The 12,514-nt window shown below is 60.9% G+C and carries 12 protein-coding genes; 10 read left to right on the top strand and 2 right to left on the bottom strand.

Translation table 11 applies throughout. The features are described from left to right. Nucleotides 1–13: 13 nt before the first annotated feature. Nucleotides 14–682, bottom strand: coding sequence for an NAD(P)-dependent oxidoreductase (locus tag QOL84_RS19200; protein ID WP_283438211.1), 669 nt, complete (start codon nucleotides 680–682; stop codon nucleotides 14–16). A gap of 80 nt (nucleotides 683–762) precedes the next feature. On the opposite strand from QOL84_RS19200, the gene QOL84_RS19195 reads away from it, so the two are divergent. Continuing rightward, nucleotides 763–1,089, top strand: coding sequence for a DOPA 4,5-dioxygenase family protein (locus QOL84_RS19195; protein ID WP_283438210.1), 327 nt, complete (start codon nucleotides 763–765; stop codon nucleotides 1,087–1,089). On the opposite strand, the gene QOL84_RS19190 is transcribed toward QOL84_RS19195, so the two are convergent. Further along, the gene (locus tag QOL84_RS19190) at nucleotides 1,090–1,491 is read right to left on the bottom strand and encodes a GFA family protein (protein ID WP_283438209.1); all 402 of its coding nucleotides are present in this window, start codon (nucleotides 1,489–1,491) and stop codon (nucleotides 1,090–1,092) included. It lies immediately after the preceding gene. Nucleotides 1,492–1,813: 322 nt separating this feature from the next. Between QOL84_RS19190 and QOL84_RS19185 the strand changes: the two genes are divergently transcribed. From QOL84_RS19185 to QOL84_RS19145, 9 genes are all read left to right on the top strand, one after another. Continuing rightward, nucleotides 1,814–3,121 carry a CitMHS family transporter gene (locus QOL84_RS19185; RefSeq protein ID WP_007954069.1) on the top strand — a complete coding sequence of 436 codons (1,308 nt, stop codon included), beginning with the start codon at nucleotides 1,814–1,816 and terminating at the stop codon, nucleotides 3,119–3,121. A gap of 70 nt (nucleotides 3,122–3,191) precedes the next feature. Continuing rightward, nucleotides 3,192–3,959: a TerC family protein gene (locus tag QOL84_RS19180; RefSeq protein WP_283438208.1), complete on the top strand. Its 768-nt coding sequence runs from the start codon at nucleotides 3,192–3,194 to the stop codon at nucleotides 3,957–3,959. A 455-nt stretch (nucleotides 3,960–4,414) separates the two neighbouring features. Then, nucleotides 4,415–6,073, top strand: coding sequence for a Na/Pi cotransporter family protein (locus QOL84_RS19175; RefSeq protein WP_283438207.1), 1,659 nt, complete (start codon nucleotides 4,415–4,417; stop codon nucleotides 6,071–6,073). A 168-nt stretch (nucleotides 6,074–6,241) separates the two neighbouring features. After that, nucleotides 6,242–7,621, top strand: a complete 1,380-nt coding sequence (locus QOL84_RS19170) for a M16 family metallopeptidase (RefSeq protein ID WP_283438206.1) — start codon at nucleotides 6,242–6,244, stop codon at nucleotides 7,619–7,621. A 185-nt stretch (nucleotides 7,622–7,806) separates the two neighbouring features. Further along, nucleotides 7,807–8,835: a DUF5924 family protein gene (locus QOL84_RS19165; protein WP_283438205.1), complete on the top strand. Its 1,029-nt coding sequence runs from the start codon at nucleotides 7,807–7,809 to the stop codon at nucleotides 8,833–8,835. Nucleotides 8,836–8,889: 54 nt separating this feature from the next. Next, the gene (locus QOL84_RS19160) at nucleotides 8,890–10,038 is read left to right on the top strand and encodes an ABC transporter permease (protein WP_283438204.1); all 1,149 of its coding nucleotides are present in this window, start codon (nucleotides 8,890–8,892) and stop codon (nucleotides 10,036–10,038) included. Further along, nucleotides 10,035–10,838: an ABC transporter ATP-binding protein gene (locus QOL84_RS19155; RefSeq protein WP_007911797.1), complete on the top strand. Its 804-nt coding sequence runs from the start codon at nucleotides 10,035–10,037 to the stop codon at nucleotides 10,836–10,838. The genes QOL84_RS19160 and QOL84_RS19155 overlap by 4 nt, the downstream gene beginning before the upstream one ends. A 1-nt stretch (nucleotide 10,839) precedes the next feature. After that, nucleotides 10,840–11,778, top strand: coding sequence for an MlaD family protein (locus QOL84_RS19150; protein ID WP_283438203.1), 939 nt, complete (start codon nucleotides 10,840–10,842; stop codon nucleotides 11,776–11,778). Further along, nucleotides 11,775–12,401, top strand: a complete 627-nt coding sequence (locus tag QOL84_RS19145) for an ABC-type transport auxiliary lipoprotein family protein (protein ID WP_283438202.1) — start codon at nucleotides 11,775–11,777, stop codon at nucleotides 12,399–12,401. Before QOL84_RS19150 ends, QOL84_RS19145 begins: the two co-directional genes overlap by 4 nt. The last annotated feature ends 113 nt before the right edge of the window (nucleotides 12,402–12,514 follow it).

Genomic DNA, 12,514 nt, shown 5'->3' with positions numbered 1-12,514 from the left:
CCTGCGGCAGCTCCTACGAGGGATCTGTGGCGGCGATGAAATTTACGTGTTCGCCCACATGCAGATTCAGCCGCAGCTCATCGGCAATGCCGACCGCCACGCGATTCAGGCGTTCCAGCGGTTCGGCCAGGCCCGGTTCCAGGTTGCCGCCGACCTGACTGAAATGCTCGATGGTCAGTCCGGCCACGCCGTGCGGGGCATTCACCAGCGTCCAGCGCAGCGGGCTGCTTTGCACGGCTTCGCGGATTTCCTCGGCAGCGTGACGTTGCAGGCGATCATCCAGATCCGGCTCGTCGAGTACGGCAAAATCGCCCACCAGAAACAGTCGCGAGACGTTGGCCAGTTGCAGGCCATCGACCAGCGCATCGACAGCCAGCACCTGTTCCACCGGCCCCAGCACCACAGATCTTTCCACGTGATCACTGTTGAACGGCAAACCCGGCGCATCCAGCAGGCAAATCACCGCCGAACTCCCCGCTACGCTTTGATTGACCCGCTCGACATCGAACAGATCGCCGCTTTTGGTACGCAAACCCGGACGCGGCGCAAGTGCGGTCAGATCGTCGAGAATGGCGATGACTTCATGCTGGCGGCGCAGCAATTCAGCCATCAACGCACCGCCCAGGCTGGCCATGGCACCATAGAGCACCACTTTCACCGTCGGGGTTTCGGCATTTTTCATGGCTGATCCCTTTTGTTATCCCTTGTATGGCGTGTGACATACGGGCAACGCCGAGGGTTCGAACCGATTGAGGCTTTCCAATGCAAGTGATCAAGGGCTACCACGCCCACGTCTATTTCGACGCCGTCACCATCAGTCAGGCGCGCGCGTTATGTGAGCAAGCTGCGCAGTTATTCCCGTTGAAGATGGGCCGCGTCCACGAACGCCCGGTCGGCCCGCACCCGGACTGGAGCTGCCAATTGGCCTTCGGCCCCGAGCTGATTGGCGAGGTGCTGCCGTGGCTGGCGCTGAACCGCAAAGGTCTGGTGGTGTTCCTGCACCCGGACACCGGCGATGACTTGCTCGACCATACCGAGCACGCGATCTGGATGGGCGCGATGCGGCCGCTGGACCTGTCTATTTTTTAATCACAGCGTTTCTTCGGCTTCGCCCGGCAGATGCTCATCCAGGTGCAGCCAAGGTAATTGGCTGTCGGTCCAGATGTGTCGTTCAGCCGGCGCCCGCTCCGGGCGATCAAGGGTGGCGATGGTCACGTCGATGCTCTCGGGGCTGAGCATTGTCAGCAACGCCAGTTGCGCGCCGCAGTTCGGGCAGAAGAATCGCGCGCAGCTGCTGGACGAGTCATAGCGCGAAGGCGCCCCCGCCAGCCATTGGAAATTCGCTGCCGCCACGCTGATCCACGTCGTGACTATTCCGCCGCTGACCTTGCGGCAGATCGAACAATGGCAGTGGGCGATGTCCTGCAACGCCCCGCTGAACTGATAACGAATGTGTCCGCAATGACAGCCGCCGCTGTGCAATTGGCTCATGGCCACAGCCCTCCTTCCCGGGTTTATTGACTCTAGCCGTATCCGACGGCCGGTTGACCGTTCATTCAAAGCTTTCTTCAGCGAAAGGTAGCTGAAAGCTTCCGCGATTAGGATCGCCTCCACTTCCGGCAACAGACCGGTTGGCCAACGCGTGTGATACCTCGCACGAACGGCCCAATTAACAACAACAATGGTGATTCTGATGTCCTCTGTAGCCCGCCTCCCCGCTTCAACTCCGCCCGTACGCCTCGTGCTTCGCGTTCTGCGCTGATCCCGCCCGATCCGCTCACTCAACTAGCCGCGCTACGCCTGGAGTATTCCCATGCTGACTTTCCTTGGCTTCGCCATGGTCATCACGTTCATGTTTTTGATCATGACCAAGCGCCTGTCCGCGCTGATCGCTCTGATCATCATCCCGATTCTGTTCGCGCTGTTCGGTGGTTTCGCACCGAAGATCGGCCCGATGATGCTTGAAGGCATCACCAAGCTCGCGCCGACCGGCGTGATGCTGATGTTTGCCATTCTCTATTTCGCCCTGATGATCGACTCCGGCCTGTTCGACCCGGCCGTGCGCAAGATCCTCAAACTGGTCAAGGGCGACCCGCTGAAAGTTTCGGTCGGTACCGCCGTACTGGCGCTCGTCGTCTCCCTCGATGGTGACGGCGCGACCACTTATATGATCTGCGTGGCCGCGATGCTGCCGCTGTACAGCCGCATCGGCATGAGCCCGCGAATCATGGCCGGCCTGATCATTCTCGCCGGTGGCGTGATGAACATGACCCCGTGGGGCGGCCCGACCGCACGTGCGGCGAGTGCGCTGCATGTCGATCCTTCGGACATTTTCGTACCGATGATTCCAGCGATGGCCGCCGGTGTGGTGGCGATCCTGATCATTGCCTACTTCTACGGCAAACGTGAACGTGCACGCCTGGGTGAATTGCACCTGATCGGCGACGAGATCGATCACAGCGAAATCAGCGTGTCGCAATTCCCGGATGCGCGCCGTCCGAAACTGATCTGGTTCAACGGCCTGCTGACCCTGGCGCTGATGTGCACGCTGATCGCCGGCCTGCTGCCGCTGCCGGTGCTGTTCATGGTCGCGTTCAGTATCGCGATGATCGTTAACTACCCGTGCCTGCAAATGCAGAAGGATCGGGTCGCAGCCCACGCCGGCAGCGTGCTGTCGGTGGTCAGTCTGATTTTCGCCGCGGGTATCTTCACCGGTATCCTGTCCGGAACCGGCATGGTCGACGCCATGTCGAAAAGCCTGTTGGCAGTGATTCCGGACTTCCTCGGCCCGTACCTGGCGGTGATCACGGCGCTGGTGAGCATGCCGTTCACATTCTTCATGTCGAACGACGCGTTTTACTACGGTGTGTTGCCGGTATTGTCCGAAGCGGCCAGCCATTACGGCATCACCGCAGTGGAAATGGCGCGTGCCTCGATCGTCGGTCAGCCCGTCCACTTGCTCAGCCCGCTGGTGCCGTCGACGTACCTGCTGGTGGCGCTGGCCGGTATCGAGTTCGGTGACCATCAACGTTTCACCCTGAAGTGGGCAGTACTGGTCTGCCTGTGCATACTGGTGGCTGCATTGCTGTTGGGGACTTTCCCGCTGTTCAGCACTTTGTAACGGCATCAACTCACCAACACGCCAGCTGCTTGCTGGCGTCTTGGTTTAACACACGCTCAAAGGAATACACATGGAATGGCTGACCAACCCCGAAATCTGGGTTGCCTTCTTCACCCTGACCGCCCTGGAAATCGTCCTCGGCATCGATAACATCATCATGATTTCGATCCTGGTCAGCCGCATGCCCAAACACATGCAGCAGCGCACCCGGATCTTCGGTCTTGGCCTGGCCATGATCACCCGTATCCTGTTGCTGCTGTCGATCACTTGGGTCATGCGCCTCACCGCCGACCTGTTCGAAGTGTTCGGCCAAGGCATTTCCGGCCGCGACCTGATCCTGTTCTTCGGTGGTCTGTTCCTGCTGTGGAAGAGCTCGCAAGAGATGTACCACGCGCTGGAAGGTGAAGACGAAAGCGACGACACCCCCGGCGGCAAGGGCGGCAACTTCCTCTACACGATCATCCAGATCGCGATCATCGACATCGTCTTCTCGCTGGATTCGGTGATCACCGCTGTCGGCATGGTTTCCCACGTGCCAGTGATGGTCGCGGCGATCGTTGTGGCAGTGCTGGTGATGATGCTGGCGTCGGGCAAGATCAGCGAGTTCATCGACAAGCACCCGTCGCTGAAAATGCTCGCGCTGTCGTTCCTGCTGGTGGTCGGTACCGTGCTGATTGCCGAGTCGTTCGATGTGCATGTGCCGAAAGGCTACGTCTACTTCGCCATGGGCTTCTCGCTGGCGGTTGAGGCGATCAACATCAAGCTGCGCGGCGCAATGGCCAAGAAGAAACAGCAACAAGACCCGGTGAAACTGCGCAAGGACGTACCGGGCCAGTAAAACGCAACACCCTACACCCCTGTGGGAGCGAGCCTGCTCGCGAAGACGGAGTGTCAGCCGACAGCAATGTTGGCTGACCCACCGCTTTCGCGAGCAGGCTCGCTCCCACATTTGTTTAGGGCAACATCCAGACTTTTTTGTACCCGCAAAAACCTGTGGCGAGGGGATTTATCCCCGATGGACTGCGCAGCAGTCCCCTGATTTTGGGTTAAACAACGGGGGCCGCTGCGCGACCCATCGGGGATAAATCCCCTCGCCACAGGATCATTGGCGGATTCGAAATCTGAGAGGTGCATGAAGCGCTTTTCATGACACTTTTGTTTCAATCCACACTTTAGCTGTGCAATGCTGGCGCCCAGTCCGTTAGCCAACTACAGCTTAAGTATCAAAAACGTAGAAACCGCGCGGTACCGTCAACTTGCTCCTCTGGGGCGCTGCTAATACAGGGGGTTTGCATGCTCACCCTGCTCAATCTGCTTTCTGCCGTGGCCTTGTTGATCTGGGGCACGCACATCGTTCGAACCGGCATCTTGCGGGTGTACGGCACCAATCTGCGCCATGTGATTGGCCAGAACATGTCCAAGCGCTGGCTCGCGTTCGTGGCTGGCATCGTCGTCACCGCGATGGTGCAAAGCAGCAACGCTACAGCCATGCTCGTCACTTCCTTCGTCGGCCAGGGGCTGATGGCGCTGACCCCGGCGCTGGCGACCATGCTCGGCGCTGACGTCGGTACCGCGCTGATGGCGCGGGTGCTGACGTTTGACTTGTCGTGGCTGTCGCCGCTGCTGATTTTTCTCGGGGTGATTTTCTTTCTGTCGCGCAAACAGACGCGGCTCGGGCAGATGGGCCGCGTGGCCATCGGATTGGGGCTGATCATTCTCGCGCTGCAATTGATTGTCGAGGCCGCCGCGCCGATCACCCACGCCCAAGGGGTGAAGGTGATTTTCGCCTCGCTGACCGGCGACATCCTCCTCGACGCCTTGGTCGGCGCGCTATTCGCGATGATTTCCTACTCCAGCCTCGCCGCCGTGCTGCTCACCGCGACCCTCGCCGGCGCCAGTGTGATCAGTTTGCCGGTAGCGATCGGTCTGGTGATCGGCGCCAATATCGGCAGCGGCATTCTTGCGTTCATGAGCACCAGCATGCAGAACGCCGCCGGCCGGCAAGTGGCGCTGGGCAGTCTGTTGTACAAACTGATCGGCCTGCTGCTGATCATCCCGGTGCTCGACCCGCTGGTGCACTGGATCGACAGCCTCGATTTCAGCCCGCAGGAAATGGTCATCGGCTTCCACCTGCTCTACAACACTGCGCGTTGCCTGATTCTGCTGCCAAGCGTCGGGCCTATGGCGCGCTTGTGTGCGTGGCTGCTGCCGGAGCGCCCGGAGGTCAACGGCACCGCCAAACCACGGCATCTGGACGCTACTGCGCTGGTCACGCCGAGTCTGGCGCTGGCCAACGCCGCGCGGGAAACCCTGCGCATGGGCGATCTGCTCGACAACATGCTCGACGCCACGCTCGATGTGTTGCGCGGCAAGCAGACCGCTGTCACCCAGGAAATGCGCCGGCTCACCGACGACGTCGAAGCGCTGTACAGCGCGATCAAGCTGTACCTGGCGCAGATGCCCCGCGAGGATCTTGGCGAGCAGGACAGTCGGCGCTGGGCCGAGATCATCGAACTGGCGATCAACCTGAAACTGGCCGCCGACCTGATCGAACGCATGCTGCGCAAGATTCAGCAGCAGAAGACTTCGCAGCGCCGCTCGTTTTCCGAGGAAGGTCTGGAAGACCTGGCTGGTTTGCAGCAGCAACTGATTGCCAATTTGCGCTTGGGCCTGTCGGTGTTTCTCAGCGGCGACCGCGAAAGTGCCCGGCAATTGCTGCGCGAGAAACGCCGTTTTCGCGCGCAGGAGCGTCGTTTGGCCCATGCGCATGTCAGCCGTTTGCAACGCAAGATCGTGCAGAGTATTGAAACCAGTTCGCTGCACCTGGAGTTGATTGCCGACATGAAACGGTTGAATTCACTGTTCTGCGGCAGTGCCTATGTGGTGCTGGAGACGGCGGACACCGGGGCGCTGGAGTCGGATGATATTGCCGACATCACGCATTCGCCTTGAACGTCTGTGGTCAGTGTTAGTCAGTTACATTGATTCAGCCTTCAGGTCGCTATCGCGAGCAGGCTCACTCCTACAGGGGAACGCATTCCAAATGTAGGAGTGAGCCTGCTCGCGATGGGGCCCTGACTGACGACACGGATCTCCAAATCAGCCGTATGGAAGCCTGTTATGCGTTGCCTGTTGTTCGCCTGTCTGTTGCTCGGTTCCTTGCCCGCCTTTGCCCTGGATCGTTTTCAGGTCGAAGGCTATGCGCTGCCCAACGGTTTGCAGTTGTTGCTCAAGCCCGGCACCGAGCGCGGGCATGTGGCGATCCGACTGGTGGTTGGCGTCGGCCTCGACGATTTCGACTGCAATGACAAAGAGCTGCCGCACCTGCTCGAACATCTGCTGTTCAGCGGCATCGACGCCACTGGCGAAGGTGGGCTGGAGGAACGCATGCAGGCGCTGGGTGGCGACTGGAATGCCTTTACCAGCAACGCCGACACCACGTTCGTCATCGAAGCCCCGGCGAAAAACCAGCGCAAGGTCCTCGACCTGCTGCTCGACCTGCTCACGCAAACGCGCATCGACGACAACGCCATCAATGCGGCCAAACGCGTGGTCGAGCGCGAGGACGGCGGCCATTACACGCGTCTGCAACGCTTTCTCGACCGTCAGGATCTCGGCCACACCGCAAGCAATCAGCTCGCCGTCGAACTGGGCCTGAAATGCCCGCAGCGCGCCGAGGTCGGCCACCTGACTCAAGAGCAACTGGAGAAGGTGCGCAAGGCCTGGTACGCGCCGAACAACATGACGCTGATCGTCGTCGGTGAACTCGACAAATTGCTGCCGGCTTATCTGGAACGCACCTGGGGCGCCCTCGAAGCGGTGGATCCGAGTGAACATCGGCCGCTGCCGGACATTCGCACCAGCGCTGCGCATGAGCGCACCCTCACCCGTGGTTTTATCGGCGACAGCGCCAAGTTGCACTGGCTGGTGCCGGAACCGGTGCTGGACGATCAGTACGACGAGACCTTCGACATCCTCAAGGATTACCTCGACTGGGCACTATATCGGCAGATCCGCCTCAATCACGGCTTGTCGTACGGGCCGTGGGCCGAGCGCGAAGTGTTTGGTGGCGTCGGCTTCATGAGCCTGAATGCCGATCTGGATCGCGATGATGTCGACGAAGCCATCCAGGTACTCGAAGACCTCAAGGCTGATCTGCTGAAAAACGGCCTCGATGCCGACACCTTCGCGCGGATCAAACAGGCGGCGATCGCCCATCAGGCGTGGGCGGTGCAGGGCAACAGCGCGATGGCCGATTATTACTGGAGTGCGCTGGGCGATTACGAAGATGGCCGCTTTGCCAACCCCGCGCGCGAGCTGCAAGGAGTGACGCTGGCGGCGGCGAACAAGGCCATGCGTGAGTTGCTGCTGCAACCGGGGTATTTGCGGATCGAGAAGCCGTTGATCAGTGATGATCAGGTGTTGTGGCTGAGTGCGGGCGGGTTGGTTCTGGTGTTGCTGATCCTGATCGGCTGGCGTTTGCATCGTAAGCGGGGTTGAAGATCAAAAGATCGCAGCCTGCGGCAGCTCCTACAGGGGATTGCGTTCCAAATGTAGGAGCTGCCGCAGGCTGCGATCTTTTGAGGCCCTGAAATACACCGAATAAGTGACCGGCAGCCTCGCCACAGCGCCCGGCGGGCGCTACTCTGTCGAGGTTTTTTCCTACAGCGTTGTGAACCGCCCAAATGCCGAAAATACAGCTCCTGATCCAGCGCATTCTCGAACTGATGAAGCGCTATCCCGGGGTCATTGCGCTCGGCGGTTTCATCTCCGGGGTCGGCAGTTTCATCATGGTCGATCGTCAGCAGGGACTGGCGAGCTGGATCACCGTGATCATGCTGCTCAGCTGGATCTGGCTGATGCTGGAAAACACCCTCACCGGCCTCTTCACCCGTGTGTTCAAACGCGAGATTCCCCAGCCGCTGCTGCGTTACGCGACGCAGATGATCCATCAGGAAAGCCTGTTTTTCGTTCTGCCGTTCTTCTTCATCACCACGACCTGGAACAGCGGCCAGTTGTTCTTCACCGGCCTGCTCAGCGTCGCGGCGCTGATCTCGATCGTCGATCCGCTCTATTACAAATGGCTGGCACCACGGCGCTGGGCATTTCTCGCGCTACACACCCTGACCCTGTTCGCCGCCCTGCTTACCGCGTTGCCGGTGATCATGCACCTGACCACTTCGCAGAGCTTCAAATGGGCGCTGGGGATTGCCGTGCTGTTGTCGTTCCCGAGCCTGGCGTCGATCTTCCCGATCCGCACGCTGCGTAATGCGCTGGCGATCCTGTGCATCACCGTCGGTATCGGCGCTGTCGGCTGGACCCTGCGTTCATGGGTGCCGCCGGCGACGTTGTGGATGACCGACGTGGCGATCAGCACGCAAATGCAGGATCGCACCCCCGGCGCGAGCCTCGACACGGTCAGCGCCGAGCAGATTCGTGGCGATGGCCTGTACGCCTACACCGCGATCAACGCGCCGCGCGGGCTCGATGAGCGGATTTACCACGTCTGGCAGTTCAACGGCAAAGAGGTCGACCGCATCCCTCTCGACATCCACGGCGGGCGCAAGGAAGGCTACCGGGCGTGGACGCACAAGCAGAATTTCCCCGGCAACCCGGCGGGCAAATGGCAGGTGCGGGTGCTGACCGAGGATGGCCAGGTCATCGGCGTGCTGCGCTTTGAAGTCACCGACAGCACAGCGATCAAAGAAAAGTAATCCGGTTCGTGCTATTACGTATGCCAGCGTATTTAGCCGAAAAGCACGGAGCTTATGACCAGCAGCTCGATCAGCGGCAATGCCCACCTGGACACGTCGAACAGCCCTGCCCGCCTGCGGGTGACCGGGGACTGGACGCTTGCCCATTACGCCGAGCTGAAGACCCTGAGCGAAAAGCTCCACGGCCAGTACGACGGCAACACTCCGATCGACCTCAACAGCCTCGGCGCCCTCGACACCGCTGGCGCTTCGTTGCTGGTCGAGTTGCTCGGTTCCGAGCGCCTCGGTAAATCTGCCGAGCATCCTGATTGCACGATTTCCACCGCCGACCGCGCGCTGCTGCAAACGGTGTATCGCTCGATGACCGATTTCTGTGTGCCGATCAAGGAGCCGGAAATCAGCGTCAGCGTGCAGTTGCTGACGCGCATCGGCCGCGCCGTCGACACGGTCTGGCAAGACACCCTGCAACTGCTCGGCTTCGTCGGCCTGATCCTCGAAACCATCGCTCGCAGTTTGTTCCGGCCCAAGCGCTGGCGCATCACGCCAATGATTGCGCACATCGAACAGACCGGCCTCGACGCCGCGCCGATCGTGGCCTTGCTGACTTTCCTGGTCGGCGCGGTGGTAGCGTTCCTCGGCGCGACGGTGCTGGCCAGTTTTGGCGCGACGATTTTTACCGTCGATCTGGTCGGTTTCTCGTTTTTGCGTGAATTCGGCGTGCTGCTCACGGCGATCCTGATGGCGGGCCGCACTGCCAGTGCCTTCACCGCACAGATCGGCTCAATGAAGGCCAACGAAGAAATCGACGCGATCCGCACCCTCGGCCTCGACCCGATGGAGCTGCTGGTGGTGCCGCGCGTGCTGGCGATGCTGGTGGCGCTGCCGATGCTGACGTTTCTGGCGATGCTCTGCGGGATCATTGGCGGCGGCGTGGTCTGCGCGGTGTCGCTGGATATCTCGCCGGCGATGTTCCTGACGCTGTTGCAGTCGGACATCGGCGTGCAGCACTTTCTGGTCGGCTTGGTCAAAGCGCCGATCTTCGCCTTCATCATTGCCGCGATTGGCTGCCTGGAAGGCTTCAAGGTCAGCGGCAGCGCCGAGTCGGTCGGCGCCCACACCACCTCCGCCGTGGTCCAATCGATTTTCGTGGTGATCGTGCTCGACGCGGTGGCCGCACTGTTCTTCATGGAGATGGGCTGGTGAGTCGTCTACCCCGCGCGCCCTCGGAGGCGGTGATCGAAGTCCGTGGCCTGTGCAATCGCTTCGGCAGCCAGAGCGTGCACGAGAACCTCGATCTGGATTTGTACAAAGGCGAAATCCTCGCGGTGGTCGGCGGCTCCGGCAGCGGCAAATCGGTGCTGCTGCGCAGCATTGTCGGCTTGCGCCGGCCCAGCGAAGGCATGGTCAAAGTGTTCGGCAAGAACCTGCCGAGCCTGTCCGAGCACGAACGCTCGCTGGTCGAACGACGTTTCGGCGTGCTGTTCCAGAAAGGCGCGCTGTTTTCCTCGCTGACGGTGACCGAGAATGTCGCCCTGCCCCTCATCGAACACGCTGGACTGAGCCGCAACGATGCCGAGCATCTGGCCGCAGTCAAATTGGCGCTGGCCGGGCTGCCGCTGTCGGCGGCGGACAAATACCCGGCGTCGCTGTCCGGCGGCATGATCAAGCGCGCCGCGCTGGCGCGGGCGTTGGCGCTGGATCCGGATATCCTGTTTCTCGACGAACCCACCGCCGGCCTCGATCCGATTGGCGCGGCACAGTTCGATCAATTGATCCTGACCCTGCGCGATGCGCTCGGCCTCAGCGTGTTTCTGGTGACCCACGACCTCGACACGCTCTACACGATCACCGACCGCGTGGCGGTGCTGGCGCAGAAGAAGGTGCTGGTCGCAGGACCCATCGATGTCGTTTCGGAAACCGATGACGCGTGGATTCACGAATACTTCCACGGCCCGCGCGGCCGCTCGGCGCTGGACGCCGCCAAATTGCTTAACGAGGTCTGACATGGAAACCCGAGCGCATCATGTGTTGATCGGCCTGTTCACCGTGATTGTGGTGGCAGGCGCCCTGCTCTTCGGTCTGTTCCTGGCCAAGTCCAGCGTCGACACCGAGTTCAAGGATTACGAGATTGTCTTCAGCGAGGCGGTCAGCGGGCTGTCCAAGGGCAGCCCGGTGCAGTACAGCGGGATCAAGGTCGGCGATGTGATCAATTTGCGCCTTGATCCGAAAGACCCACGGCGGGTGCTGGCGCGGATTCGTCTGGCCGGTGACACGCCGGTCAAGGAAGACACCCAGGCCAAACTGGCGCTGGCCGGGATCACTGGTACGTCGATCATCCAGCTCAGCGGCGGTACCCCCGAGAGCCCGAAACTGACCGGCCATGACGGCAAACTGCCGCTGATTGTCGCCTCGCCCTCGCCTATTTCGCGCCTGCTCAATGACTCCAACGATTTGATGAGCGGAATCACCGCGCTGCTGCAGAACGCCAACCAGATGTTCTCCTCCGAGAACGTCGAGCGCGTCAGCAAGACCCTCGCCCATCTGGAGCAAACCACCGGCACCATCAACGATCAGCGCGGCGACATCAAACAGGCGATGCAGCAACTGGCGACCGTCGGCAAACAGGCCGGCAGCATGCTCGAACAGACCTCGCTGCTGATGCGCAACGCCAACGGCTTGATCAACGATCAAGGCAAACAAGCGCTGGGCAGCGCCGAGCAGGCGATGAAGTCGCTGGAGCAAAGCACCACGACGATCAGCACCTTGCTCAGCAAAAATGAAAACTCCCTCGACAACGGCATGCAGGGCCTCAATGGCCTGGCCCCGGCGATCCGCGAATTGCGTGAGACGCTGACTTCGCTGCGGGCCATCTCGCAACGCCTTGAGGCCAACCCCAGCGGCTACCTGCTGGGCCGTGACAAGAACAAGGAATTCACGCCATGAAGCTGACTCGCCTCGCCCTTCTCGCTGCTGGCATTTCGCTGATCAGCGCGTGTTCGATTCTGCCCAAGGCCGAGCCGTCGGATGTCTATCGCCTGCCGACGGCACAGGCGCCCGCCTCGGCCAGTTCGGCGGCAACGCAGCATTGGTCGTTGCGACTTAACAAGTTGCAGGCCAGTGAAGCATTGAACCGGCCGACGATTGCGGTGATTCCTCAGGGGGATGTGATCAGCAGCTACAAAGGCTCGCGCTGGAGCGATCCGGCACCGGTGCTGGTGCGCAATCGCTTGTTGGATGGATTTCAGCGGGATGGTCGGGTGACGTTGCTCAGTACCGATGACAGCAACTTTGCTGCGGATCTGGAATTGGGCGGGAGTTTGCAGGCGTTTCAGACTGAATATCAGGGCACGCAGGCCAGCGTCGTGGTGCGGGTCGATGCGTTGCTGGTGCGCGGTTATGACCAGCGGATTCTGGCCAGCCGGCGCTTTGAAGAACGCCAGCCGCTGAGTGATGTGCAGGTGCCGGCGGTGGTCGCAGGCTTTGGCCAGGCCAGTGATCGCCTGACCGCGAAAGTCGTCGCGTGGGCCGTCGACCAAGGCCAGAAACTCGCTCCCCCAAAACCCTAAGCCCAACACAAAACCCCTGTAGGAGTGAGCCTGCTCGCGATAGCGGTGTATCAGTCATCAATGAAGGCGATTGATAAACCGCTATCGCGAGCAGGCTCACTCCTACAGTTTTG

It is taken from the genome of Pseudomonas helmanticensis (assembly GCF_900182985.1).
Classification (GTDB): Bacteria; Pseudomonadota; Gammaproteobacteria; order Pseudomonadales; family Pseudomonadaceae; genus Aquipseudomonas; species Aquipseudomonas helmanticensis.
Note: the sequence above shows the minus strand (reverse complement) of the source record. Positions and strands in the feature narration are given on the sequence as shown.